At 57.9% G+C, this 25298-nt stretch carries 27 protein-coding genes; 16 read left to right on the top strand and 11 right to left on the bottom strand.

Annotated features, from left to right (window positions below; genetic code table 11):
* Nucleotides 1-32: 32 nt before the first annotated feature.
* The 10 genes from ACQR3R_RS14540 to recX all read left to right on the top strand — a co-directional run bounded on the left by ACQR3R_RS14540 (nt 33) and on the right by recX (nt 7414).
* Nucleotides 33-617: a phage tail assembly protein gene (locus ACQR3R_RS14540; protein ID WP_428272990.1), complete on the top strand. Its 585-nt coding sequence runs from the start codon at nt 33-35 to the stop codon at nt 615-617.
* 128 nt (nt 618-745) lie between these two features.
* Complete coding sequence (locus ACQR3R_RS14535) at nt 746-2467, top strand: hypothetical protein (protein ID WP_428272989.1); 1722 nt, start codon at nt 746-748, stop codon at nt 2465-2467.
* Complete coding sequence (locus tag ACQR3R_RS14530; RefSeq protein ID WP_428272988.1) at nt 2467-2850, top strand: phage tail protein; 384 nt, start codon at nt 2467-2469, stop codon at nt 2848-2850. Before ACQR3R_RS14535 ends, ACQR3R_RS14530 begins: the two co-directional genes overlap by 1 nt.
* On the top strand, nt 2843-3055 hold the full coding sequence (locus ACQR3R_RS14525) for a tail protein X (RefSeq protein ID WP_428272987.1): 213 nt from the start codon (nt 2843-2845) through the stop codon (nt 3053-3055). Before ACQR3R_RS14530 ends, ACQR3R_RS14525 begins: the two co-directional genes overlap by 8 nt.
* 9 nt (nt 3056-3064) lie before the next feature.
* Nucleotides 3065-4081: a hypothetical protein gene (locus ACQR3R_RS14520; RefSeq protein ID WP_428272986.1), complete on the top strand. Its 1017-nt coding sequence runs from the start codon at nt 3065-3067 to the stop codon at nt 4079-4081.
* Between the two features lie 58 nt (nt 4082-4139).
* Nucleotides 4140-4703 (top strand): glycoside hydrolase family 19 protein, encoded by a 564-nt coding sequence (locus ACQR3R_RS14515; protein ID WP_428272985.1) that lies wholly within the window; start codon nt 4140-4142, stop codon nt 4701-4703.
* Nucleotides 4685-5233, top strand: a complete 549-nt coding sequence (locus tag ACQR3R_RS14510) for a lysis system i-spanin subunit Rz (RefSeq protein WP_428272984.1) — start codon at nt 4685-4687, stop codon at nt 5231-5233. The genes ACQR3R_RS14515 and ACQR3R_RS14510 overlap by 19 nt, the downstream gene beginning before the upstream one ends.
* A gap of 68 nt (nt 5234-5301) precedes the next feature.
* The gene (locus ACQR3R_RS14505; RefSeq protein ID WP_428272983.1) at nt 5302-5802 is read left to right on the top strand and encodes a nicotinamide-nucleotide amidohydrolase family protein; all 501 of its coding nucleotides are present in this window, start codon (nt 5302-5304) and stop codon (nt 5800-5802) included.
* Nucleotides 5803-5885: 83 nt separating this feature from the next.
* Nucleotides 5886-6938, top strand: coding sequence for a recombinase RecA (recA, locus tag ACQR3R_RS14500; RefSeq protein ID WP_162439102.1), 1053 nt, complete (start codon nt 5886-5888; stop codon nt 6936-6938).
* Between the two features lie 8 nt (nt 6939-6946).
* Nucleotides 6947-7414 (top strand): recombination regulator RecX, encoded by a 468-nt coding sequence (gene recX / locus ACQR3R_RS14495; RefSeq protein WP_428272982.1) that lies wholly within the window; start codon nt 6947-6949, stop codon nt 7412-7414.
* A gap of 45 nt (nt 7415-7459) precedes the next feature.
* On the opposite strand, the gene ACQR3R_RS14490 is transcribed toward recX, so the two are convergent.
* On the bottom strand, nt 7460-8578 hold the full coding sequence (locus ACQR3R_RS14490; protein WP_428272981.1) for a TIGR00730 family Rossman fold protein: 1119 nt from the start codon (nt 8576-8578) through the stop codon (nt 7460-7462).
* Between the two features lie 366 nt (nt 8579-8944).
* On the opposite strand from ACQR3R_RS14490, the gene ACQR3R_RS14485 reads away from it, so the two are divergent.
* Nucleotides 8945-9139 (top strand): hypothetical protein, encoded by a 195-nt coding sequence (locus tag ACQR3R_RS14485; RefSeq protein ID WP_428272980.1) that lies wholly within the window; start codon nt 8945-8947, stop codon nt 9137-9139.
* Here the strand turns inward: ACQR3R_RS14485 and ACQR3R_RS14480 are convergent, their stop codons facing one another.
* Nucleotides 9140-9565: a PA3611 family quorum-sensing-regulated virulence factor gene (locus ACQR3R_RS14480; RefSeq protein WP_428272979.1), complete on the bottom strand. Its 426-nt coding sequence runs from the start codon at nt 9563-9565 to the stop codon at nt 9140-9142.
* 190 nt (nt 9566-9755) lie between these two features.
* Here ACQR3R_RS14480 and ACQR3R_RS14475 point away from each other — a divergent pair, with 190 nt between their 5' ends.
* The 3 genes from ACQR3R_RS14475 (at nt 9756) to ACQR3R_RS14465 (ending at nt 11798) form a co-directional block, all read left to right on the top strand.
* Nucleotides 9756-10514 carry a DTW domain-containing protein gene (locus ACQR3R_RS14475; protein WP_428272978.1) on the top strand — a complete coding sequence of 253 codons (759 nt, stop codon included), beginning with the start codon at nt 9756-9758 and terminating at the stop codon, nt 10512-10514.
* Between the two features lie 194 nt (nt 10515-10708).
* Nucleotides 10709-11359 (top strand): response regulator transcription factor ErdR, encoded by a 651-nt coding sequence (gene erdR, locus ACQR3R_RS14470; RefSeq protein WP_428272977.1) that lies wholly within the window; start codon nt 10709-10711, stop codon nt 11357-11359.
* Between the two features lie 76 nt (nt 11360-11435).
* Nucleotides 11436-11798: a diacylglycerol kinase gene (locus ACQR3R_RS14465; protein WP_007947182.1), complete on the top strand. Its 363-nt coding sequence runs from the start codon at nt 11436-11438 to the stop codon at nt 11796-11798.
* Here ACQR3R_RS14465 and ACQR3R_RS14460 read toward each other — a convergent pair.
* Nucleotides 11795-12721 carry a LysR family transcriptional regulator gene (locus tag ACQR3R_RS14460; protein ID WP_428272976.1) on the bottom strand — a complete coding sequence of 309 codons (927 nt, stop codon included), beginning with the start codon at nt 12719-12721 and terminating at the stop codon, nt 11795-11797. The two genes, ACQR3R_RS14465 and ACQR3R_RS14460, sit on opposite strands and share 4 nt — an antisense overlap.
* Before the next feature lie 138 nt (nt 12722-12859).
* Between ACQR3R_RS14460 and fpr the strand changes: the two genes are divergently transcribed.
* Nucleotides 12860-13639 (top strand): ferredoxin-NADP reductase, encoded by a 780-nt coding sequence (fpr, locus tag ACQR3R_RS14455; RefSeq protein WP_008054100.1) that lies wholly within the window; start codon nt 12860-12862, stop codon nt 13637-13639.
* A 131-nt stretch (nt 13640-13770) separates the two neighbouring features.
* Here fpr and tsaA read toward each other — a convergent pair whose 3' ends face one another.
* From tsaA to rimO, 6 genes are all read right to left on the bottom strand, one after another.
* On the bottom strand, nt 13771-14469 hold the full coding sequence (tsaA, locus tag ACQR3R_RS14450; protein WP_428272975.1) for a tRNA (N6-threonylcarbamoyladenosine(37)-N6)-methyltransferase TrmO: 699 nt from the start codon (nt 14467-14469) through the stop codon (nt 13771-13773).
* Between the two features lie 150 nt (nt 14470-14619).
* The gene (locus ACQR3R_RS14445; RefSeq protein ID WP_428272974.1) at nt 14620-15390 is read right to left on the bottom strand and encodes an SDR family oxidoreductase; all 771 of its coding nucleotides are present in this window, start codon (nt 15388-15390) and stop codon (nt 14620-14622) included.
* A 210-nt stretch (nt 15391-15600) separates the two neighbouring features.
* Nucleotides 15601-16071: a DUF1456 family protein gene (locus ACQR3R_RS14440; RefSeq protein WP_428272973.1), complete on the bottom strand. Its 471-nt coding sequence runs from the start codon at nt 16069-16071 to the stop codon at nt 15601-15603.
* 76 nt (nt 16072-16147) lie between these two features.
* Nucleotides 16148-16858, bottom strand: a complete 711-nt coding sequence (locus ACQR3R_RS14435; protein ID WP_428272972.1) for a S4 domain-containing protein — start codon at nt 16856-16858, stop codon at nt 16148-16150.
* Between the two features lie 190 nt (nt 16859-17048).
* Entirely contained in the window at nt 17049-17522 is a 474-nt protein-coding gene (locus ACQR3R_RS14430) for a GNAT family N-acetyltransferase (RefSeq protein WP_428272971.1), read from the bottom strand.
* Between the two features lie 113 nt (nt 17523-17635).
* Nucleotides 17636-18973, bottom strand: a complete 1338-nt coding sequence (gene rimO, locus ACQR3R_RS14425) for a 30S ribosomal protein S12 methylthiotransferase RimO (RefSeq protein ID WP_428272970.1) — start codon at nt 18971-18973, stop codon at nt 17636-17638.
* Nucleotides 18974-19300: 327 nt separating this feature from the next.
* On the opposite strand from rimO, the gene ACQR3R_RS14420 reads away from it, so the two are divergent.
* Nucleotides 19301-21202, top strand: coding sequence for a KUP/HAK/KT family potassium transporter (locus ACQR3R_RS14420; protein WP_428272969.1), 1902 nt, complete (start codon nt 19301-19303; stop codon nt 21200-21202).
* A gap of 65 nt (nt 21203-21267) precedes the next feature.
* On the opposite strand, the gene ACQR3R_RS14415 is transcribed toward ACQR3R_RS14420, so the two are convergent.
* On the bottom strand, nt 21268-22566 hold the full coding sequence (locus tag ACQR3R_RS14415) for an AcvB/VirJ family lysyl-phosphatidylglycerol hydrolase (RefSeq protein WP_428272968.1): 1299 nt from the start codon (nt 22564-22566) through the stop codon (nt 21268-21270).
* Complete coding sequence (gene mprF, locus ACQR3R_RS14410) at nt 22566-25208, bottom strand: bifunctional lysylphosphatidylglycerol flippase/synthetase MprF (protein ID WP_428272967.1); 2643 nt, start codon at nt 25206-25208, stop codon at nt 22566-22568. Before mprF ends, ACQR3R_RS14415 begins: the two co-directional genes overlap by 1 nt.
* Nucleotides 25209-25298 lie beyond the last annotated feature (90 nt).

Raw genomic sequence — 25298 nt, 5'->3', positions numbered from 1 at the left:
TGGCCCCTCTCAATCACCAAGGAGTTTTTTGCATGTCCTGGATACCACCCCAACACGCCTTGTTGTCGCCCATTACCGGTGACGATGGAGCGCAAATCGAGCAGATTCAGCTCAAGCCCTTGTACTACGCCGCGCAAAAAGAGGCCCTGGCCCGCGCCGGCGACGATGAAGACGATCAGTTCTTCGAACTGGCGTTGCTGGCAACCGGGTTGTCGGTCAAGGAACTCGATCAACTCAAGCGCCCGGATTACGTGAGCATCGCGCAGTACGTTCACGACATGTCGACGCAACCCACTTCGTACTTTCTGGCGCAGGCTGATGAAGTCCTGCAAATGCCGGAGGATCCGGATCAGATCCAGTTGCTGTTACCGCTCAACGCAGCGGGCCGCAGCCTGCCGTCGCTGAGCCTGGAAATGCCGGTTTTGCGTGCAACCAAAGCCATGAAAAAACTCAAGACGCCCAAGGAGCGCGCCGAGTTCATCACGGCTCATTGCACCGGCCTGATGATCCCCGATCTGGCCCTGTTGAGCGTGCCCGACTGGACGCAACTTCAGGTGCGCATCGACGATTTTTTAAACAAACCGGCGGCCTTCTTTCGGAGCGCGACATCGACGTAATCCTCGATGTGGTGCCGCTCATTTACTCGGTAAGTGAAGCGGAAATTCTGCAATGGGACGTCGGCAAGGCCTTGCGCCGCTACGACATCGCGATCAATCGCCTTGGTGTGAAACAGGAGTAGAGCGGGATGGCAGACAGTCCATATGCGCTTTCTGGTGCCGCGATAAACAGCATTGAATCGCCGCGAGACGGCAATACATTTGAAGCAACCGGGCTCGCGGGACTGAGGGATCCGTTGTCGCAATTGAGCCTGGACCTGATCACGACCAGCCTCGACATAAGTCTGCTGGTGGCCGAGCAGGAGAAACTGGTTGATGCGCTGATTTCACTGAATGTCACGCTGTCTTCGCAGCGCGCATTTGCCCCGATGAGCGTTGCTGGTGTGGCTGAACCCGATGAGTCGCATTCGCTATCGGCGGTACGCAGCACCACAGAGTTGCATGAGTCGGAAGTAGTCGACCGCAGCCAGCTGCAACACCCGGATAAAAAACAACTTCAAATGGCGGTGGTCGATCAGTCGCAGGTGACTCGCCAGAAAACGGCTACCTTCACCGAGCGAACGGTTGGTCCGCAATATGAGCGTGACACCGCAGCCTTGGCCTCGGCGCCCGGGATGGATCGCGTCGGTGCAGGCAACCGCGTCGAGAGCACACTGCTCGTTGTCCGGACAGCCGATGTTGCCTCGGTCACACCCTCTGCTGCCGACGCTGGTCGCCCAACTCTTCACTCGTTTGAACCCGCCCAAAAGCCATTATCACTGAAGCCTGCATTGGCCGGTGAAGACGCGCTAGCAGCATCGGCGCCGCTAGCCAAAGCGGCTACGAAAGCGACGGCCGACAATCCTGCTACACCTTCGAAAGCAGACGTCACCGCGTATGACGGGAGCCTGAGTCGACTTTCGACGGCTCAATCCAGTGTACTTGCACCGGTATCCGGTATCGCTGCGGGAGCCATCAATTCGCTGGCCGATGGCTTGAGCTGGCTGGCTGAACACAGTCCAAAAGTGGCTGCCGCTTTGGGGTTGGTTGGCGCGGCGCTGACATCGCTTGGCGTCGGTTTGCTTAAAGCCGGGTTGGACGCGGTCCTCACCAGAAACGCCACGAAACTTCTTAAGCTGGGTGCGGCGCGTTTGCCGCCCAGCGTCGGCGATTTGATTGCCGACGTCGATAAAGTTGGCACCAAAAATAAAGGCAAAAATAAAGCTAAAGGCACTACCGGTCGCAAGGGCAAGCAGCCAGGATTGCGTGCCGCCCGTACCAGCGCTCCGCGTCCGGCGCTGCCTAGTCGCCTCAACGCCTCTGTTGCTGTCGCTAAGTCAGTCAGCAAGCGATTCGCTCCTTTGACGTTGCTCACGGCCGGATTCGACGGGGTAAAAGCGTTGATGGCCGGCGATTACAAAGCCGCGGCCGGCGCTGCAGGTTCGGGCGTTGGTGGACTGGCCGGCGGTTATGCCGGCGCAGCAACCGGTGCATTGATCGGTAGTGTCATACCCATCGTGGGCACTGCGGTTGGCGGTTTGATCGGCGGCCTTGTGGGCAGCTACTTCGGTAGCAGCGTTGGAGAGGAGGCGGGCGAATCCCTCTACAACTCAGCCGATCGACTCAGTTCGCCTGAACAGGTCAGCAAAGACCTGATCAACAACCCGGCCAGCAACCTGACGAGCAATCAGGTGAACAGTCAGCAGGGTTCGCTCACGGCGAATATCTATATCAACGGCCAGGACCAAGCCAGCGCCAGTCAGTTGGCAAACCTGGTGGTGCAGCAGATCGCCGGGCAATTCGGCCTGATGAATATGTCAAATCCTCTCGCCGTGCGCAGCGACGCGGCCCTGACCGATGGAGGTTCGTAATGCGTCAGCAGATGGCGTTGGGCAGTTTTATTTTCGGTGTTTCAAGAAACTTCGCGTATCTCTCTCTGGTGCACACGTCCGACGGCGGCTGGAAAAGCATTGACATCCTCACCAGTAAACCCAAGGCCAGCCAGACCGGCCAAGGCCTGCAAGTACTGAAGATAACCGGTAAGTCGATGTACGCGACCGCGATGGATCGGCTCGATGAACTGCGAGCGTTGCAGGCCTTGCGCATCCCGTTGCCTCTGGTCGACGGCATTGGTCGTAACTGGGGCCTGTGGCAAATCACCCATGTCTCAGAAACCCAGACATCCATCATCGATGACGGCACGGCGATGGTGGTCGATTGGTTTATCGACTTGACGGAGTTCACCAATGCGTAGGGTTCGAAGTATTGCCGGTGATTCGGTGAATCTGTTGCTCTACCGCGAACTTGAGCGGTGTGGCGATGCCGCCGAAGAGGCGCTGTGGCGGCTCAATCCACTGCTCGCCGAGCATGCTCCGGTGTTGCCGGCGGGCGTGTGGGTTGTGCTGCCGGAGCTGGATTCAAAACCCATTGCATCCACACCTGTTTCTGCGTGGGATTAAGGAGGCTGCATGTCACTGGGTTTCACTCCCGTGGTGGAGATTTATGGCGCGAACGCAGCGCTGCTTAACGAACGCTTGCTCTCCTGGACGCACATTGATGCGGCAGGGATCGAGTCCGATCAACTGGCGCTTACGATCAACCTTGACGGCCTCGAAGGCTTGCCCAGCCTGGGTGGAAAAATCGGCCTGCGGGTCGGCTACCGCGAATCGGGGTTGGTGGATAAAGGTCAGTTCATCATTACCCGGCTCACGCCTACATTGTTTCCCCTGCGCCTGACGCTGGTGGCCATGGCAGCACCCTTCAGCGCGGCGGACCAGACCGGATTCAAGCAGCGTCGTTCGGTCAGCCATGGCCCGACGACGCTGGGTGCGTTGTTTCGCGAATTGACCTCCAGGCATGGCTTTTCCCCTCGTGTCGCCCCGGAACTGTCGCTGAAAAAAATCGCCCACATCGATCAGTCGAATGAAACGGACATGGGATTTCTGACCCGGCTGGCGTGGATCCATGATGCTGTCGCCAAGCCTGTCAACGAACTGTACGTGTTGGCGCGAAAGGGCCAGGCGAAATCGTTGTCGGGCAAAGTGCTGCCGACCATCAAGCTATCAGTGACGACAAACAATCGTCCCGGCGACAACGCCTTCACGTCCGCCATCCTGGATGAAACGGCGCGGGCTAAATACCAGGGTTGCAGGACCACCTGGTGGGACGCGGCGGCCGGCAAAGTACGCGAAGAGGAAAGCGGCATCGCGCCGTTCAAGACTCTGCGCCAACGCTACTCGAGCGCTGACGATGCCAAGGCTGCCACTGAAGGCGAAACGCGCCGCATGATGCGCGAAGCGCTCAAAGTGAAAATCGAATGCCCTGGCAATCCAGGATTGGTCGCGGAAGGGATCGTGCTACTGGACCCCAGCTGGCCAGACTTCATGCGTGGTCGCTGGTCGATCGACAAGGTTACCGCCAGCGGCGACCGGCTAAAAAGCTATCGCTGCCTTATCGAAGCGACTTGCCTGGACGCGCGGTCATAGCACCCAAGAATTCAATCTGAAACCCTCCGCCCTGGATAGTGCGAGAGCAAGGAATGCGATGACGATTACGCAACCACAACTGCAAAAGATCATGCCCGGCGCCCGCAACCAAGCGGGCGTTTTCATTTCTGCGCTCAATGGCGCCATGAACCGTTACAACATCGACACCCCCAAACGCATCGCCGCTTTCCTTGCGCAAGTCGGTCATGAATCAGGCCAGTTGCAGTACGTGCGTGAGCTTGGCAGCGAACAGTATTTGAGCAAGTACGATACCGGCGAGATGGCGGTCCGTTTAGGCAATACGCCCGCGCTGGACGGTGATGGCCAGCAGTATCGTGGTCGCGGCCTGATCCAGATCACCGGCCGTTTCAACTACCAGCAATGCAGCCTCGGCTTATTTGGCGACGAGCGTTTGCTGGAGTCGCCGCAACTGCTGGAGCTGCCGCAGTGGGCAGCGCAATCGGCCGCTTGGTTCTGGGCGCACAACGGCCTCAATGAACTGGCTGACCGCGACCGCTTCAACAGCATCACTCGTCGCATCAATGGCGGGCTGAATGGGCTTCAGGATCGTTTGCAGCTTTGGGCGCGGGCGAGGGCGGTGTTATGCCAGCCTTCGGTTTGATTGCGCAGTCTTACCGGGTGATTGGCGTTTTTGTGTTGCTGGCCGTGTTGGCCGGGGCCTCGGCGGCGCTGGCCTGGCGTGTTCAGGATTGGCGCTATGGGCGGCAATTGGCGGAGCAAAGCGGTTTGCAGGCGCAAGCGCTGAACCAGCTGACGCAGGCCGCCGCCAACCGGCAACAAGCCGAACTGTCCCGACGCCAGGCACTTGAACAGCGGCTTTCTGCCATTGAGCAAACCCATTACCGAGCGCTTAGCGATGCCCAACGTGATCAAGGTCGCCTGCGCGATCGTCTTGCCACTGCTGATCTGCGCCTGTCAGTCCTCCTCGATACCCGCGACACTGGCGCAGGCTGCGAAGTGCCTGCCACCACCGGCACCAGCGGCCTGGATCATGGCACCCGTCGAGCCCGACTTGACCCAGCGCATGCTGAACGAATTATCGCCATCACCGACGACGGCGACCGCGCACTGATTGCCTTGCAGGCCTGCCAGGCCTATATCAAAGCGCTGGAGCCCTCACATCTTGATTGATCCTGCGTCTTGCAAGCGCTATCCGCTCGTGTACGGTAGTTCTCATTCCGCACGATCAGGAGATGGCTGTGAAAGAACTCACTCAACTGGCCGCTGAACTGGGCCGACGCCTTCAGGTTCTCAACGCTCACGTCACTGCCGCAGAATCTTGTACAGGTGGCGGCATCTGCGAGGCGATCACCCGCATTCCGGGCAGTTCGGCCTGGTTCGAGGCCGGTTATGTCACTTACTCCAACCGTCAGAAAACCCAGCAATTGAATGTCCCGGACGAGTTGTTTGCGACGGTCGGTGCAGTCAGCCGCGAGGTGGTCGAGGCCATGGTCCGGGGCGCCCAGGAGAAAAGCCTGGCGCGTTTTGCCGTGGCGGTCAGCGGTGTCGCGGGACCTGACGGCGGCTCTCCCAGCAAACCTGTGGGTACGGTATGGCTGGCCTGGGGCGTTGGCGAGCGGGTGATCAGCGAGGAGCAACACTTCGCCGGTAACCGCGATGAAGTCCGCCGACAAACGGTGAAGGCCGCGCTAGAGGGCCTGCTGAGGCATGCCGCTGGAGAAATCTCAAATCAGGGGTAGGCGATCCTGAAACGCTGTGGAATAATACTGGCTACTTATACAGGTGTTGGCCGTCAGGCCTTATTGATTACGTGAGGACTTTAATGGACGACAACAAGAAGAAAGCCTTGGCTGCGGCCCTGGGTCAGATCGAACGTCAATTCGGCAAGGGTGCCGTAATGCGTATGGGCGATCAGGACCGTCAGGCGATCCCGGCTATTTCCACTGGCTCTCTGGGTCTGGACATCGCGCTCGGCATTGGCGGCTTGCCAAAAGGCCGTATCGTTGAAATCTACGGTCCTGAATCCTCCGGTAAAACCACGCTGACCTTGTCGGTAATCGCCCAGGCTCAAAAAGCCGGCGCCACTTGCGCATTCGTCGATGCCGAACACGCCCTCGACCCTGAATACGCCGGTAAGCTGGGCGTTAACGTCGATGACCTGCTGGTTTCGCAGCCGGACACTGGCGAGCAAGCCCTGGAAATCACCGACATGCTGGTGCGTTCCAACGCGGTTGACGTGATCATCGTCGACTCCGTAGCCGCTCTGGTACCAAAGGCTGAAATCGAAGGCGAGATGGGTGACATGCACGTGGGCCTTCAGGCTCGCTTGATGTCCCAGGCGCTGCGTAAAATCACCGGTAACATCAAGAACGCCAACTGCCTGGTTATCTTCATCAACCAGATCCGTATGAAAATCGGCGTGATGTTCGGCAGCCCGGAAACCACCACCGGTGGTAACGCGCTGAAGTTCTACGCTTCGGTTCGTCTGGACATCCGTCGTACTGGCGCGGTGAAAGAAGGTGATGAAGTCGTCGGTAGCGAAACCCGCGTCAAGGTTGTGAAGAACAAGGTTGCTTCGCCGTTCCGTCAGGCCGAGTTCCAGATTCTTTACGGCAAAGGCATCTATCTCAACGGTGAGATGATCGACCTGGGTGTTCTGCACGGTTTCGTCGAGAAGTCCGGCGCCTGGTATGCCTACAACGGCACCAAGATCGGTCAGGGTAAAGCCAACTCGGCCAAGTACCTGGCAGACAACCCGGACATCGCCGCAACGCTTGAGAAGCAGCTTCGCGACAAACTGCTGACGCCTGCTCCTGACGTCAAAGCATCGCCGGTCAAAGAGACTGCCGATGACCTGGCCGATGCTGATATCTGACTGATCCGATGACCGCAGTACTCGATACACTCGTCGCGGTGCGGCGAACTGCAATGGACCTGCTCGCACGACGCGAGCACGGTCGAGTCGAGCTGACGCGTAAGCTGCGTCAGCGTGGCGCACTTCCAGAGATGATCGATACAGCTCTCGACCGGTTGACGGACGAAGGGCTGCTCTCGGAATCCCGCTACCTGGAAAGTTTTGTTTCCTACCGCGCCCGTTCCGGTTATGGCCCCTTGCGTATTCGTGAGGAGTTGAGCCAACGCGGCTTGCAGCGTGCGGACATCGAACTCGCGATACGTGAGAGCGGTATGAACTGGCAGGAGCAACTGGAAGATACTTGGCGAAAGAAGTTCTCCGGGCATTTACCTATAGATGCTCGGGAACGTGCCAAGCAAGGCAGGTTTCTGAGTTATCGCGGATATTCCATGGAGATGATCAGCCGCTTGTTCAGTGGTAGAGGCATGGACGATTAAATAAAAACGGCTCGCTATTTTGATAGCGGGCCGTTTTTTTTTGCTTCACGTAACCTTCGAAGGCTCCCGCGTGCGCTGCTGTGATTGAGGTTTGGAGTGCGCCCAGTTTTCGGGCAGGTTGATGTAGTCCACCAGTTCCCTTAACCGCCCGTGATCCCGAGCGTTGAAGGTGAAGGCCAGTCGCGCCAGGTGACTGAACTGAGCTTCATCGTGTTCCTCGCCACTGTAGGCATGCTGATGGAATTGATCGCTCAGACACAAGTCGGCGAATGCCTCTTGCATGTGTTCCAACGCCCTATCACTCAGTTTATGGTTCATGCGGATCACGAACTGGTGCTTGAGCCAGCGGCTGGAGTGGAAGTTGCTGTAGAACTGGTTGATCTGCTCCACCGCTTCTTCGGCGTTGTAGACCAGGCGCACCAATTTCATATCGGTCGGCAGGATGTAGCGATTTTCCTCCAGTTGATGATGAATGAAGTCCAGCGCGCCTTGCCAGAACTTGCCGCCAGGTGCGTCCAGCAGCACGACGGGCACCAACGGACTTTTACCCGTTTGAATCAGCGTCAGTACTTCCAGTGCTTCATCCAGCGTACCGAAGCCCCCGGGGCACAAAACCAGCGCATCAGCCTCTTTGACGAAAAACAGTTTACGGGTGAAGAAAAAGTGGAAGGGCAGCAGATTGGTAGTGCCCTGAACGGTGGGGTTTGCATGCTGCTCGAAGGGCAGCGTGATATTGAATCCCAGGCTATGTTCCAGCCCCGCGCCTTCATGGGCAGCCGCCATGATGCCGCCGCCGGCCCCGGTGATTACCATCAGGTTCGAGCGCGCCAGCGCAGCTCCAAGCTCTCGAGCCATGGCGTATAACGGGTGCTCGACAGGTGTGCGCGCTGAGCCGAAAACGGTGACCTTGCGACGCCCCTTGAATTGCTCGAGAACGCGGAACGCGTGCTCCAGTTCTCGCAACGCTTGCAGGGTTATCTTGGCATTCCAGCGATTGTGATCCTCCTGCGCCATGCGCAAGACGGTAAGGATCATGTCGCGATAGATGGGAATATTCGGGCTGTTGGGGGAAACCAGGTTGAGTTGTTCTTCAACCTTGCTGGTGAGATCGTGGCCGCTTTCTTCAAAATGACGGCTCAACAGGTCATTCGGTTGGTAAGGCATTCAATTTCTCCTTCCATACAGGCTTTGTTTTTTCCTTTGCTGAAAAAACATTCACAACGAAAAATGCATAACGGGCAGCCCCCTATCTGCCCTGAATGGTGAAGGTGAATAGTCTAAATCTAGACCCGCGCGGTGAATTGCGCTGACCTGATCATTGCGCCGCAAAGTCTTTCCTGGCAACTGCTTATTAACTATTTGCAAGGTGATTTCACCGCTCGTCCGAACCTCTGCCGAGTGCTCACCGCTCTGATTTACTTAAGCAAAGGCGTCACGCAAATGTTTTGCGTAAACGGCAAGGCGCACGGGATACGCAGCTCAAAGGATTTATCGCGCAATCAGGGGCGAAGGGCAGGGAGGCGGGAGTTTATGGCCAGAGTCATTCTGGAGATCGATGCACAACTGTATCGATTGCTGAAGTCAGCGGCCGAGACCAATCATTTGAGTCTCGAAGAGGAGTGCTGCCGCCGTCTACAGGGGGGCGAGCGCCGCTCGCGTTATCTGCAAGCACTGGTTGCAGAATTGCGCGCCGAGGATGAACAACGGCGCGCTAATTCAGCGTGATTACTTTTTCTTCGCAGGTGCTGCTTTAGGGCAATCTGAATCCTGGAAGCTTGCGGAGCCGACCGAGCGGTTAGTTTTCACTTCGGTGAAGTCGTAACGCATGATCGCGCCCTTGGCCATCAGATCGCGGAATCCTTTATTCCGGCAAACCGAAGCGCCGAGCTGGAAATACACCGCTTTTGGGTCTGCCCGCATTTTGTCGGCGTGGGTGCTTTGCACACTCAGGTGGTTGATCAACACATTGCCTTCGACGGTGTAGCCCTGATCGAGAATGTCCTCGTTGATCGCACGTGGCGTGCCGACGCTACTTTGCGCAGCGACGTTTCGCAGCTCTCTGTTGAGGTTCTGCTCACTCAAAGAAGCAGCCTGAGCGCTGAAGGACGACGCCAGCAAAACGGCAACGGTGGGAACGATAAGGCGCAGCATGAAACTCTCCTGGTTCAGTGACTGGTGGTTCGACCCGTCACATGACTGTGCGTTCAGTGGCGGCGAATTATAGGGGAGCGAGCCCGGACGGTACAGGCTTGCGCCGGAGGCTCTGGTAAACTGTCAGCACTTTTGTTCTGCCGAGTGTTTTTTCAGTGTCGATTTTCCTTTCTCCCCGACGTCGCCCGCAATGAGCCCTACACCTTCGCGTTTTGCGCCGAATGCCGTTGCACGCTTGCGTGATGAACGAGAGGAAGCAGGCATCAAGCCGATTCAGGCGCGTGGCTGGAGAGCCCCGCGTTGTCATGCTTGCCGTGTGATCGAAAGTCACTGCCTGTGCGCTTGGCGCCCGCAAGTCGAAACGCGTTCCGGGGTTTGCTTGATCATGACCAATAAAGAGGTGTTCAAGCCCAGCAATACCGGCTGGTTGATCGCCGATGTGGTGCGCGACAATCACGCATTCATCTGGTCACGGACAGAAACCGACCCACAATTGCTGGCGTTGCTGGCCGACCCGCAATGGCAGCCGTACCTGGTGTTTCCAGGTGAATACGTTGAGCCTCAACGGGTGACAAATACCGTCGAACCCTCCAGCAGTAAGCGCCCTCTGTTCATTTTGCTGGATGCGACCTGGACCGAAGCCAGGAAGATTTTCCGCAAAAGCCCGTATTTTGATGCGCTGCCAATTCTCAGCCTGCTTCCGGACAAACTTTCACGGTACCGCTTGCGCCGCTCGACTCGCAGCGAGCATTTATGTACCGCCGAAGTTGCGGCGCTGTGCCTCGATTTGGCGGGTGATGTTGAAGCCGCGTCGGCGCTGGACGCCTATTTTGATGTGTTCAGCCAGCATTACCTGGATGCCAAACATCAGTTGGAAATGAACGTTGCGACGCCGGCACACGCCGAATTGATGCCATTTGTACACAGAGGCACCGCGATCACCTGCTGATTGTTACCCATACTGCAAAGAACTGTGCTGGCCAAGCACCTTGACCACCCCGGTTTCGCTGGGCATGCTTGGCGCCGATTAGGGCGCGGCCGGAGTTTGAAACGTCGTTTTATGGTATTGGCGTTGAACGTGCCCTGTTGGTGCAGCTCCGTGGCTGTACCTTGAGTTGCTTGAAAAACAGGATCATTTGAAAAATGGCCACATACGAAATCCTGATTGCCGATGACCACCCACTTTTCCGTAGCGCATTGCACCAGGCATTGACTCTTGGCCTTGGCCCGGATGTCCGTTTGGTAGAAGTGGCGAGCATTGCCGAGCTCGAAACCCGCCTCGACGAAAAAGCTGATTGGGACTTGGTCCTGCTGGATTTGAACATGCCAGGGGCTTACGGGTTTTCTGGACTGGTGTTGCTGCGCGGTCAATACCCGCAGATTCCCGTGGTCATGGTGTCGGCACAGGAAGAAGCATCGATCATGGTGAAGTCCCGTGAGTTCGGGGCCAGTGGCTTCATTCCCAAGTCCAGCGACTTGGGCGTTATTCAAAAAGCGGTGCGTGCGGTGTTGGATGGCGACGTGTTCTGGCCGCCTCAGGCCTTTGAAGCCGTCAGCGTTTCTGCCGAAGCCAAAGCTGCCAGTGAAGGTCTTGCGAGCCTTACTCCACAGCAATTTCGAGTGTTGACGATGGTGTGCGAGGGCTTGTTGAACAAGCAGATCGCTTATGAGCTAAGCGTGTCCGAAGCGACCATCAAGGCGCATGTGACGGCGATTTTTCGTAAGCTGAATGTGCGGACCCGAACTCAGGCTGCGCTGCTCTTGCAACAACTTGAGTCAATTTCCAGCCATTAAAGGCTGGCATCTTCACGCTTTTTTGACTTTCGTTGATCTAGCTTTCCCATTCCTTTTTTGGTCAGTTGCCCACTCTATGTCACCTTTCAAAGGCCAGACCGGCCTGAAACGCATTCTGAATGCCTCTGGATACTCGCTCGATGGCCTGCGTGCAGCCTTTACCGGCGAAGCGGCTTTCCGGCAACTTGTGTTGCTGAATGTCATCCTGATCCCGATTTCGTTCTTCCTGAACGTCAGCCGGGTCGAGCAGGCATTACTGATCGCAGTCTGTTTGCTGGCGTTGATTGTCGAGTTGCTCAATTCGGCAGTGGAGGCGGCCATTGACCGTATTTCCCTGGAATTGCACCCGCTGTCCAAGAATGCCAAAGACATGGGCAGCGCTGCCCAGTTTGTTGCCTTGACCATGATCGCGCTGGTATGGGCGGTTATCCTGCTCTAAGCGATGGTTGGCAACACGATCTCGTCGCTGCGCTGAACCCCTGCGGTAAACGCGCGGCACAGGTCGAGAAATTCGCGCATCGCTGACGTTTGATATTTCTGTTTGTGCCAGATGAAGTAAAACTGCCTGGCCAGGTCCAGATCCGGTGTTTCTACCGGCACCAGGCTGCCGCGTCGGAACGCATCGCGCAGTGCCAAACGCGAAATACAGCCAATCCCCAAACCTGACTCCACGGCTCGCTTGATGGCTTCTGTGTGTTCAAGCTCCAGTCGGATATTCAGAGCGCTGCGGTGGTGACGCATAGCCTGGTCAAAGGTCAGCCGCGTACCAGAGCCTTGTTCGCGCAGAATCCATGCTTCCTGGCTCAACTCCTCCATGGTCGCCACGCCACGTTTGGCCAGCGGATGTTGCGGCGCGCAAAACACCACCAGCTCATCCTCGACCCAACTCTGCACCTCAATGTCGGGGTGGCTGCAATCGCCTTCAATCAGACCTAGATCAATTTCATAGTGTGCAACCTGTTGCACGATGTTGGCAGTGTTCTGCACATGCAGCTTCACCTGGCTCTCGGGATGGCGCTGCATGAAGCTGCCGATCAGCAATGTTGCCAGGTAATTACCGATGGTCAGGGTTGCGCCAACGGCCAGTGAACCGAAACCGGACTTGCCGTTCAGCAGGTCTTCGATTTCCTTGGACTGGTCGAGCAGCGCCACGGCTTGTGGCAGCAGCTGTTTGCCGAGGGCATTGAGGCTCAGCCGTTTGCCCGCGCGGTCGAACAGCTGACAGCTGGACTGGCGCTCTAGCTCGGTGATTGAAGTGCTCGCCGCCGATTGTGAGAGGTTGAGCAGGCCGGCAGCCCGCGAGACGCTTTCCTGCTGGGCGACGGCGACGAATACTTGAAGTTGACGGAGAGTAAATCGCATATCTATATAACCGATAACCCTTATCTTAATAATCCATTTAACAGATATTGTCGCTGGCATTAGAATGCGATGCAATTGCGCGCCGTCAGTTTGTTTTTACAGAGCCTGCGCAGACAAATCTCCAGGAGTCCCACGTACATGAGCAACATGAACCACGAGCGTGTCCTCAGTGTTCACCACTGGAACGACACCCTGTTCAGCTTCAAGTGCACCCGCGATCCGGGCCTGCGCTTCGAGAACGGTCAGTTCGTGATGATCGGCCTGCAACAGCCCAACGGCCGCCCGCTTATGCGTGCTTACTCGATTGCCAGCCCGAACTGGGAAGAGCATCTCGAGTTCTTCAGCATTAAAGTGCCTGATGGTCCGCTGACTTCCCAGTTGCAGCATCTGAAGGAAGGCGACGAGATCATTATCAGCAAGAAGCCCACCGGCACGCTGGTACTGGACGACTTGAAGCCTGGCAAACACTTGTACCTGCTCAGCACCGGCACCGGTCTGGCGCCGTTCATGAGCGTCATCCAGGACCCGGAAACCTACGAGCGTTTCGAAAAAGTGATCCTGTGCCACGGCGTACGTTACGTCAACGAAGTCGCTTACCGTGAGTTCATCACCGAGCACCTGCCGCAGAACGAATTTTTCGGCGATGCGCTGCGTGACAAGTTGATCTACTACCCGACTGTCACCCGCGAACCGTTCGAGAACGAGGGCCGCCTGACCGATCTGATGCGCAGCGGCAAGCTGTTCAGCGACATCGGCCTGCCGCCGATCAATCCGCAGGATGACCGCGCCATGCTGTGCGGCAGTCCGAGCATGCTCGACGAAACCAGCGAAGTGTTGAACAGTTTCGGCTTGAAAGTTTCGCCGCGTATGCGTGAGCCGGGTGATTACCTGATCGAACGCGCATTCGTCGAGAAATAAGAACTCCGCTCAACTGCTTTGCTTTACCTGTGGGAGCAAGCCTGCTCGCGATGGGGGTGTATCAGTCGACTTCAAAGTTGACTGTCACACCCTCTTCGCGTGCAGGCTGCTCCCACAGTTGTTTGCGGCGTTCAGTCCTTTGCTGGAATCACTTCCAGGACGCGGATCAGGTCTGGCGTAGGGTAATGCCAGCGCACATCCACGTCCCAAAGCTGCGCGCCATATTCCCTTTGCGGTGTAGGAATCTGGTACGCCGGACGTGGGTCTTGTGCCAGGCATTGTTCGATCAACTCAACGAGAGGCTCTTTGAGGCGCTGAGCATGGCCATGAGCCTGCTGCAGTGCTGAGTCCGCCCACTGCACGGGAATCAGCTGTGGCGCTGCGCTGGCGATGTCGTTGGAGGCTCTGTCGATGATGTCGGCGTAAGGTACGTAAGGTTTTATATCGAGAATTGGCGTGCCATCCAGCAGATCGATGCCGGATATCCATAGGCGATTGGCTTCGACCTTGTCCAGCTTGACCACGGATTGACCAATACCGTTGGGACGGTGCGTGGCGCGGGTCGCAAACACGCCCATGGTTGTGTTGCCGCCGAGACGAGGAGGGCGCACCTTCAGTCGCGGTTTTTCTTCCAGCGCTTTATGAAACATGAACAGCAGCCAGACGTGGCTGACCTGCTCCAGCCCTTGCACCGCATCGCCTTGATCGAAAGGCGCCACCAACTCCAATACGCCACGCGCGGCTGGAGCCAGTTGCGGTTGGCGCGGGATGGCAAACTTCTCCTTGAAGCAGGAGCGCACGAAGCCGATGGGAGAAACGCTGTAGGTCATGGTCTGGGGTCGAGGCGGGTGAGGGTGGGCATGATAACCCGAGCGGTCTCGAGATCGGTGGCGCCTGCAAACCCATCATCGCGAGCAGGCAGCCACTTTGTAATCGCTCCCTACGCGAGTGAGCCTGCTCTCGATGGCCACGCCGAGGATCTAGAGACTAAACCCACCGTCCAGCGGAATAATATTGCCCGTCATGTATGCACCGGCCGTACTCGCCAGGCTGATCGCCAGTGCTGCCATTTCTTCTTCTCGCCCCCAGCGTTTCATGGGGATCAGCGCCGTATCATCCGCCAGCGCCTGTTCATCATCACCAATGTGTTGGGTCATCTTGCTGGGGAAACGGCCGGGCGCGATCACATTGACGTTGATGTGCTGGCTCACCAGTTCACGAGCGAGAATTCGCGACAGCTGATGCAGCGCGGCTTTACTCGGGCCGTAGGCATACGCTTGCTCGCCAAACGATGAAATTCCTGCCACCGAGCCGATGTTGATGATCCGTGCCGGATTCGCTGCTGAACCCGCCTTCTTCAACAAAGGTAAAAATTGCTGAATGCAATTGAATACTGACGTCACGTTGAGCCGCATGACCTTTTCCCAGCTCTTTACCGGGTAGCTTTCCAGCGGTGCACCCCATGTGGTGCCAGCGTTGTTCACCAGAATATCCAGGTGGCTGATGTGTTGGCTTAGTTGTGTGGCCAGTTGCTGCACGCCTTCTTCAGTCGCCAGATTCGCCGCGATTGCGTGGCAACGACCGAATGCGCCCAGTTCATCCGCGGTTTGCTGGCAGGCTTCGGCATCCCGGGCGCAGACGTAAACGGTGGCACCAGCCTCGACGTAGGCCTTGGCGATCATTTTGCCGATACCACGGGTGCCGCCGGTCACCAGAGCGGTGCGGCCTTGTAGGGAAAAATAAGGGTGCATGGCGAGTCCTGAGAGCTGAGGGTTAATACACCCTAGTCGTCAGCCGCAAGAAGCGGAGCCACTATTTTTGCGAGGAATGGGTGGCCATTCGGCCCAGCTGCAGGGGTGGCTTGCCAGCGAAGGTCGTTAACGATAACGCGTGTCGACGGATTCAACACCGCGTTATTCAGGCCTTCGCTGGCAAGCCAGCGCCTGCAAGACATCAGGTGCTTACTGCGGGCGAACTCGAAGGGTGAGCCCTTTTAGGAAGTTGCGCAGCAACTGGTCGCCGCAGGTGCGGTAGTTGGTGTGGCCGAACTTGCGGAACAATGCGCTCAGTTCTGGCTTGGACACCGGGAATTCGGCGGCTTTGAGAATGGCATGCATGTCGTCTTCTTTCAGTTCGAAGGCCACGCGCAGCTTTTTCAGGATGATGTTGTTGGTCACTGGGGTTTCAATCGGCTGCGGCGGACGGCTTTCATCCTTGCCGCGCTTGAAGATCACCAGGCCATCAAGGAAGTGCGCCATGACTTCGTCCGGGCAGCGTACAAAACCTTCCTCGTCCTCTTCTTTCTTGTCCAGGTAGGTCAGCAGGTCTTCGAGGCTGACGTCCATGCCGCCGAGTTTGATGATCTCGATGACTTTCTTGTCGCTGATGTCCAGCATGTAGCGCACGCTGCGCAGTACGTCGTTATGAATCATGGTGTGCAATCCTGATATTCAGCAGTGGGCGCCGCAGAGAACAGCAGCGCCAAAATGTAGGGCGGCGTGAAAGGTCTTAGAACTTTTCTTTGCCGGACAGGTAGCGCCATTGCCCCAACGGTACTTTACCGATGGACACGCCGCCGATGCGGATGCGGCGGATGGCGACGACCTTCAGACCAACGGCCTGGCAGAACAGGGCAATGACGCCCGGTTGTGGATTTTTCATCGCAAACCGCAGGCGGTTTTCGTTTTGCCAGCTGGCTTTGACCGCCGGCAACTCCTTGCCCTTATAGGTCAGGCCATGATTCAGGCGGTTCAAGCCGTGCGCGACCATGTCACCTTCAACTTCGACCACATACTCCTGCTCGATCTTGGCTGAGTCAGCCGTCAGCTTGCGCAAGATTTTCCAGTCCTGAGTAAACACCAGCAGACCGCTGGCATTGGCTTGCAGGTCGGTGCTGGCGGTCAGCCGCAGGAAGTGGCCCTTGAGCGGGCGCTTGCTGAAGCGATGTTCTTCGCTCAGGGTTTCGGCGCTGATGCTTGCCATGGCCGTTTCTGCATCCATGCCCGCCGCAACGTTGAACAGGATGGTTACGGGTTCAGGGGCCGTCGCCTTGGCCTCTGGGTCGAGCTCGACTTTTTGAGTGCCGACTTTGAACTGCGGCTCGTCGATGACTTCGCCGTCTACGGTGACCCAGCCGCCCTCAATGAACAACTCAGCCTCCCGACGGGAACAGCCGACGAGTTCGATGAGGCGTTTGGAGAGACGAATCGGGTCAGTCATGACAGGGCCGTAACAAAAAGGGGGTGGGCATTGTACCTGCCTGGCGCCGGTTAATCCCGGCTCCATTTACGCTGGATGGCTTTTTGTGGGCGCGGGCTTGCTCGCGAAAGCGGTAGAACAGTCAATTTATCGGGCGAATGACACACCGCATTCGCGAGCGAGCCCGCTCCCACAGGTGTTCTGGGTTGTGTCAGCCATGCCGCGAATGCTGCTGATTTTCCCGCAGTCGCATGTGCAACAACGGGTAAGGTTGGCCCATGCCATCGACTTCTGAACGACCGATCACTTCAAAGCCCTGTTTGAAGTAGAAGCCCAGCGCCTGCGGGTTCTGCTCATTGACGTCCAGCTCGTTAGCGTTCAGGTGCTCCATTGCATAGCGCAACAGTTGCTTGCCTAGGCCCTGGCCGCGATGCGCGGGGTCTATAAAGAGCATTTCTATTTTGCCGGCTGCGACGCCTGCAAACCCGGTGATGCGTTGACGCGCGTCTTTGGTGCAAATCAGCATCACTGCATCGAGGTAGCGGGTCAGTACCAGGTTTTTCAGCAGTTCTATGTAGCTGTCTGGCAGAAAGTCGTGCGTGGCGCGCACCGAGGCCTCCCAGACTTGGGTGAGTTGCGGGTAATCGCTTTGTTTGGGTGTATGAATGACCGAATGATGGCGCATGGCCGAATGCCCCTTTTGCGGTGGATTGTGCGAGTCCTTTCTCCCACAAAACGATAGACCTAAAAAAGCCCCGCATCTCGTAAAGAGGGCGGGGCTTTTTGTATTTTTTGCGTTTAGATCTGTTCAGCCCACAGGTCGTATTCGTCGGCGTCAGTCACTTTGCACCAGACTTTGTCGCCTGGTTTCAGGTTGCTGCCGTTATCGATGAACACGTTACCGTCGATTTCCGGGGCATCGAAGAAGCAACGACCCACCGCGCCTTGCTCGTCGACTTCATCGACCAGCACTTCGATTTCACGACCGACGCGCATTTGCAGGCGAGCCGAGCTGATGGCTTGCTGGTGCGCCATGAAACGGTCCCAGCGGTCTTGCTTGACGTCGTCCGGCACGATGGCCGCGTCCAGCAGGTTGGCCGGGGCGCCTTCGACGGGCGAGTACTGGAAGCAACCGACACGGTCGAGTTGGGCTTCGGTCAGCCAGTCCAGCAGGTATTGGAATTCTTCCTCGGTTTCGCCCGGGAAGCCGACGATGAAGGTCGAACGGATGATCAGATCCGGGCAGATTTCGCGCCAGTTCTTGATGCGTGCCAGGGTCTTGTCTTCGAAGGCCGGGCGTTTCATGGCTTTCAGGATTTTAGGGCTGGCGTGCTGGAACGGGATGTCGAGGTACGGCAGGATTTTACCGGCAGCCATCAGCGGAATCAGCTCGTCGACGTGCGGGTACGGGTAGACGTAATGCAAGCGAACCCAGACGCCGAGGGTGCTCAGGGCTTCACAGAGCTCGGTCATGCGGGTTTTCACCGGCGCGCCGTTCCAGAAACCGGTGCGGTATTTTACGTCGACACCGTAGGCGCTGGTGTCTTGCGAGATCACCAGCAGCTCTTTGACGCCGGCCTTGACCAGGCGCTGGGCTTCGTCGAGCACATCGCCAACCGGACGGCTGACCAGTTTGCCGCGCATCGAGGGGATGATGCAGAAGCTGCAGCTGTGATTGCAGCCTTCGGAAATCTTCAGGTAGGCGTAGTGGCGCGGGGTCAGTTTGATCCCTTGCGGCGGCACCAGATCGATCAGCGGGTTGTGATCCTGGCGCGGCGGCACGGCGTCGTGCACGGCGTTAACCACTTGTTCGTATTGTTGCGGGCCGGTCACCGCCAGCACGCTTGGGTGCACGTTGCGAATCGCACCTTCCTCGACACCCATGCAGCCGGTCACGATGACCTTGCCGTTTTCCTTGATGGCTTCGCCAATCACTTCAAGCGATTCAGCCTTGGCCGAGTCGATGAAGCCGCAGGTGTTGACCACCACCACGTCGGCGTCCTGATAGGTCGATACGACGTCGTAGCCTTCCATGCGCAGCTGGGTAAGGATGCGCTCGGAGTCGACCAGTGCTTTGGGGCAACCCAGGGATACGAAGCCAACCTTTGGATTGGCCTGCACAGGAGTGGTGGACATGTCTAACCTCGGTATTTGTGACGCCTCCAGCCGAAGACGGCAAGGCGACTGACGGGCGTTTTGCACCCTGACTCGTGAGTGATTCGCGAGACGGGACGCTTTGCCTCTGATCAAAAAGTGCGCAATTCTAGCGATGGAAGGCTCACTTGACCAGCTTTATGCAGGGAAATACGACGAGTGCTGCGCTATGCTTCGCGGCGTTACGCTTTACCGAATTTTTACAGTCAACAAAACGTCTGTAACGCGAAGTAAAACGGCGCATGCTGCGTGGCAAAGCATAGTGCTTCTTTTTTAAAGATGTCCGGGTCTGGGTAGTAGGAGTGGTGGATGGGTCAGGCAAGTAGTCAGGCTGCGAGCGCCGAGCATTCGGCGGCAAAGCCGATCGGCATGCTGGTGGCGGCGGTCGGGGTGGTTTATGGCGATATCGGCACAAGCCCGCTGTACACCCTCAAAGAAGTGTTCACCGGTGGCTATGGCGTCCCCGTCAACCACGATGGGGTATTGGGGATTCTGGCACTGATCTTCTGGTCGCTGATCTGGGTGGTGTCGTTCAAGTACATGATGTTTGTGCTGCGGGCTGATAACCAGGGCGAAGGCGGGATCATGGCCTTGACGGCACTGGCTCGCAGAGCCGCGTCCGGGCATCCGAAATTGCGTAGCTTCCTGGTGGTGTGTGGGCTGATCGGTGCGGCGCTGTTCTACGGCGACAGCATGATCACGCCGGCCATTTCCGTGCTCTCCGCTATCGAAGGCCTGGGGCTGGCATTCGATGGCATCGACCATTGGGTTGTACCGTTATCGCTGGTCGTCCTTGTTGCGCTGTTCCTTATTCAGCGCCATGGCACCGCGCGTATCGGCATCTTGTTCGGCCCGATCATGGTCACCTGGTTTTTGGTGCTGGGTGCGTTGGGCGTTTACGGCATCCTGCAACACCCTGAGGTGCTGCACGCCATGAACCCGGTGTGGGGCGTACGCTTCTTCATCTCGCATCCGGGTATGGGCGTTGCGATCCTCGGCGCGGTTGTGCTGGCATTGACCGGTGCCGAAGCGCTGTATGCCGACATGGGCCACTTCGGTCGCAAGCCGATTGCTCGCGCCTGGTTCATCCTGGTGCTGCCAGCGCTGGTGCTGAATTACTTCGGGCAGGGCGCGCTGTTGCTGGGCGATCCGGAAGCCGCACGCAACCCGTTCTATCTGCTGGCTCCTAGCTGGGCGCTGATTCCTTTGGTCGGTTTGTCGACATTGGCCACGGTCATCGCGTCGCAGGCCGTTATTTCCGGTGCTTTCTCGCTGACGCGTCAGGCGATTCAGTTGGGCTACATTCCGCGCATGCACATTCAGCACACCTCCAGTGCAGAACAAGGCCAGATCTACATAGGCGCAGTGAACTGGTCGCTGATGGTCGGTGTGATTTTGCTGGTGCTGGGCTTTGAATCCTCCGGCGCTCTGGCTTCGGCTTACGGCGTAGCGGTGACGGGCACGATGTTGATGACCACCGTTCTGGTGTCAGCCGTCATGCTGCTGTTGTGGAAATGGCCTCCGATTTTCGCGGTGCCGTTGTCGATCGGTTTCCTGTTGGTAGATGGTTTGTACTTCGCCGCCAACGTGCCAAAAATCGTTCAGGGCGGCGCGTTCCCGGTCATTGCCGGTATCGTGCTGTTTATCCTGATGACCACCTGGAAGCGAGGCAAGCAACTGCTGGTCGAACGTCTGGATGAGGGCGGGTTGCCGCTGCCGATCTTCATCAGCAGTATTCGAGTACAGCCACCGCATCGGGTGCAGGGCACTGCCGTGTTCCTGACGGCGCGACCGGACGCCGTACCACACGCGCTGTTGCACAACTTGCTGCACAACCAAGTCCTGCATGAGCAAGTGGTGCTGCTGACAGTGGTTTATGAAGACATCCCGCGGGTGCCGGCCAATCGGCGTTTCGAAGTTGATTCGTATGGAGAAGGCTTCTTCCGGGTGATTCTGCACTTCGGCTTCGTTGACGAGCCAGACGTGCCTCAAGCGCTGAAGCTGTGCCACCTCGATGATCTGGATTTCAGCCCGATGCGCACTACGTATTTCCTCAGCCGCGAGACAGTCATTGCCTCCAAGCTCGAAGGCATGGCTCGCTGGCGTGAGGGGCTGTTTGCCTTCATGTTGCAGAATGCCAACGGCAACCTGCGCTTCTTCAACCTGCCGCTGAACCGGGTGATCGAGCTGGGTACTCAGGTCGAGATGTAAGGCCCAACAAAAAGCCCCCGGTGCCGTGAAGGCAGCGGGGGCTTTTTTGTGGGTGGCGTCTCAGCTTATTCCGCGGCTGTCGCCTCATCCTTTGGCTGGCGCTTGACGATGATGTCTACCAAACGCTGTGCGAGGGCAGGGTAGTTCTCGTCGAAGTGGTGGCCGCCAGGCAACTTTATGGCTTCGCCCACGGCGGTTTTGTCGGTGCAGCCGCTCTCGTCGACTTCTTCTTCACCATAGATGCACACCACTTTTTCGGGTGGCAGCTTGGCCATTTCCGGGCCGGTGGCAGCTTCTTTGCCGGCGTTGCCGAGCCAGCCTTCGACTTCGATTTCGAAGCTGCCGGTACGAGCAAAGGCCAGCAGAATGATGGCGTCTACCCGTTGCTGCTCCGACTCTGCGAGGCGGTTGTAGATGGCTGGCAATACGTCGGCACCAAATGAGTAGCCAGTCAGGATGAAGCGCTTGGTGCCCCACTTCTGACGGTAGTGCTGCATCAGCTCGGCCAGGTCCAGAGCACTTTGCTCAGGACTTTTGTGCTGCCAGTAATAACGCAACGTGTCGATGCCAACCACCGGGTAGCCGATCTTTGCCATTTCGCCGGCCACGTCGCGGTCCAGGTCGCGCCAGCCGCCATCACCGGAAAGAAACAGAGTGACGGTGTCCTTGGCTTGACCAGCAGGCACTTCAACCACCGGGATTTGCAGGCCACCGGCGGCCTTGTCGCCACCCACGAGGATTTTGCGAAGTTCGTTGTTCAGCACCTGCGGCAGATTGATGTCGTAGTCGCTGATGCTGGTTTCGGCATTCGGCTGGTCGCGCACAAAACCTGCGCTGGCGTCGTCCGGGTTGTCGTTCCATGCCACCAGCCAGTGACCGTGAGCGGCACTTTTTGGCAGCAGATCCGTGCAGCCGGGTTTTTCCAGGGCCAGGTCTACCGAAACGGCTTGGGCCTTGTCGTCCTTCTGCTCGGACAACCAGCGCCAAGCCAGCACGGCGCCAGGGCCGATACCGCTGACCAGGGTCGGCGGGCCGTTGAGTTCTCGCATGGCCGTTTGCAAGGCGCGACGTTGCAACAGGCATTCTTTAGGCAAGATCACCTGAACGATCTGCGCCGCGCCAGAGCGGCTCAGGGTCATCAGCTGTTGGTCGCTGAGCTTCTGGTCGTCATTGACCGCCACAAGCACCTGAGCGCGCGGCTTGTTACCGGGAATGACGCGAGTCATCACGGTGCCATCGGCCGGCTTCAAGAGTTCGAGGGTCGGTTCTGGTGCCGGGCGTTTCAGGTACCAGTAACCGCCACCGAGAATCAGGGCCAGCACTACCAGAGTGGCCAGTACGTACCGCAAGGAGCGTTGAATCATCAGCGTTTCACCAATCCAGTCAAGCCGCCCGCAATCAGGGCAGCAGTATCGGCCAGGGCAACCAGCGGATCGAGTCCGGCGGGCACGGCCATATAACGGGGTTCCCAGTCAGGCTGGAATTTGTCTTTGAAGCGGCGCAAGCCTTGGAAGTTGTAGAGTTGCTCACCACGGCGGAAAACCATCGAGCCCAAGCGCTGTGTCAGTGGTGCGCCACGACGGGGTTGCAATCCCGACAGCGGCACCATGCCCAGGCTGAAGCGCGCGTATCCATGATTTTTATAATGTTGAATCAGGCCGACCATCATATATTCCATGGTCAGTTTGGGGGCATCCGGGTGCGAGCGCATCAGGTCGAGGCTGGCCAGGTCATGGCCATAGGTTTCGAGCAAGTTGGCGAACGCAACCGGACGTCCTTCGAAGCGAATCACGGCAACACGGAAGTGCTTGAGGTAGTCATCGCTGAAGCGGCCGAGTGAGAAACCTTTCTCGCGCACATTCTTGCCGGTCAGCCACGCATCGGAAATGACTTTCAGCTCATCCATCGGCGCTTGTCCAGGCTCATGGATCTCCAGCGACAGACCGTCACGGGTGCCTCGGTTCCAGGTGTAGCGCAGGTCTTTCATCTCTTTGCCTTTGGCTTCGAGATCAAAGCGATGCAGATCGACCCTGGCTTCTTCGCCAAGTTTGATCGCGGTCAGGCCGATGTCCATGTAGTACGGCAGGTTCTCTGCGCGAACCTGATAGAACACGGGGCGAGCGTGATGGATGTCGCACAGGTCGCGGAATTGCCAAATCATTTCGGCGCGTTGCTGGGTCGGGCCGATGGGGTCGTACAGCGCCACCAGGCTGCGGCCACGGCGCGCGTACATCAAGAACGCCTCATCATTAGGGTGAAACAGCAACGCCTTGTCACCGGTCAATGCCAGGCCACCATCCGGTTGGGAGGAGGCCATGAGAATTTTTACTGCACGCTCCAGCTCATCGGGCGTAGGCAAGTGAATGACCGGGCGTGCGGTCCGCAGCAGCCAGGTCAGTGAAACCACCACCAGCAATACCGCCGCACCGAGCAACGAGCGCAAACCGCGTGGGGCATCCGCATCGAGTGTGAATTGCCACCACAGTTGATGGCTGTACGGAACGTCTTGATAGGCGAACAGCAGCAGCCAGATGGATGCTCCGAGAACGCAAAGGCTGGCCACCAGGTACAGCGGCGAGAAAGGCAGTTCCGTCAGGCGGCTGGCGCGATAGAACGAGCGGCGGAAAACCCCCAGCAGGCTCGCGGTCAGCGTCATCAGAGAGGCTTCTTCCCAATCGAAACCCTTGAGCAACGAGAGCAGGGCGCCGACCAGCAGCAGAATGGTGGTCAGCATCCACGCGGCCGACAGGCGCCTGCGCAGGCCCTGGGCCAACAGCAGGCAAAGTACGCCAATCAGGCTGGCACCGAAGTGCGAGGCGTCTACCAGTCGATGGGGAATGAGAAAGCCGATGTGTTCCAGGCGGGTATCGATTTCCGGTGTCGCGCCGGAGAACAGCAGCACCACACCGGAGAGGAATACCAACACCGCCAGAATCGGCGCGGCCAGGCCGGAAGCGACTCTCAGCGACTGGCGCGATTGAAACAGGCGCTGGCCTTCGTTGATCAGCAAGAATACGCAGGCCACCAGTAAAGGCAGGACCACGTAGATCAAACGGTACAGCAACAACGCAGCCGCTAACGGTGCAGCACCGAGTTGGTCGGCGAATGCGGCGAGGAGGATCGCCTCGAACACTCCGACACCGCCGGGAACATGGCTGAGCACCCCCGCCGCCAGCGCCAGCAGGTACACCAGCAGGAATGCGCCGAACGGTGGTGCTTCAGGCAACAACAGATAAAGCACGGTCGCCGCGGCGGCGACGTCCAGAGCGGTGATGATCAGTTGCAAAAAGGTCAGACGGCGGCCCGGCAGGCGTAATGTGCGGCGCCCAACCCGAACCAGCAAGTTATCCGCGTACGGTTGTTCCGGCAGGCGGCGGCGGTAAATGCCGATAGCCAATACGCTGAAGAGCAACAATACGGCGCCGGCAATGGTGGCCAATAAAGTTTCGGACAAACCCAATGCAGCGGATGCGGCTGGCAAGTTGCTGAGGGTTGCCAGTGCGGCCAGCGGTGGCAACGCGCAGCCAAGCGAGAGGCTGGCGAACAGCGTCATGTGAGCGACTTCCGAAGCCCCAAGACCATGACGCGCATATAGACGGTAGCGAACCGAGCCACCCGACAGCATCGAGAGGCCAATCGCATTGCCGATTGCGAAGGCGGTGAAGCCACCGAGGGCCAGAACTCTCGGTGCCAATGTGACGCCTGCGTAGCGGCTGGCCGACCATTCGTAACCGAGCAGAATGATGAAGCCGACCACTGTTGCACCCAGCGCGCCCATCAGTGCTGGTTTCGGCACATCCAGGATAGAGTCGTGCAGCGCGTACAGGTCGAGCTCGCTCAATAGATGACGGCAGGCAATCAGCGCGATAGCGAACAACAGCAGGGTAACCGCCAGGCCAATGGGCTGACGGTACTTGCTGATCAGATCAAGCAAGCGAAGACGCTCGGCTTTGATCGGATGTGCCGCAGTGACGGTGTCTTGTGAATCAGACGAGTTGGCGCGCATCAATCACCTCTTGGATTGTGCGCGACAGGATGGAGGTATCCAGCCAAGTTACCAATCCCTGTAGAAAAAAATAATCGCGAATATTAACGC

The sequence above is a fragment of the Gordonia sp. IEGM753 genome (genome assembly GCF_050321825.1).
Lineage (GTDB): Bacteria > Pseudomonadota > Gammaproteobacteria > Pseudomonadales > Pseudomonadaceae > Aquipseudomonas.
The sequence above is the reverse complement of the archived record's forward strand: the minus strand, read 5'-3'. Positions and strand labels throughout refer to the sequence as shown.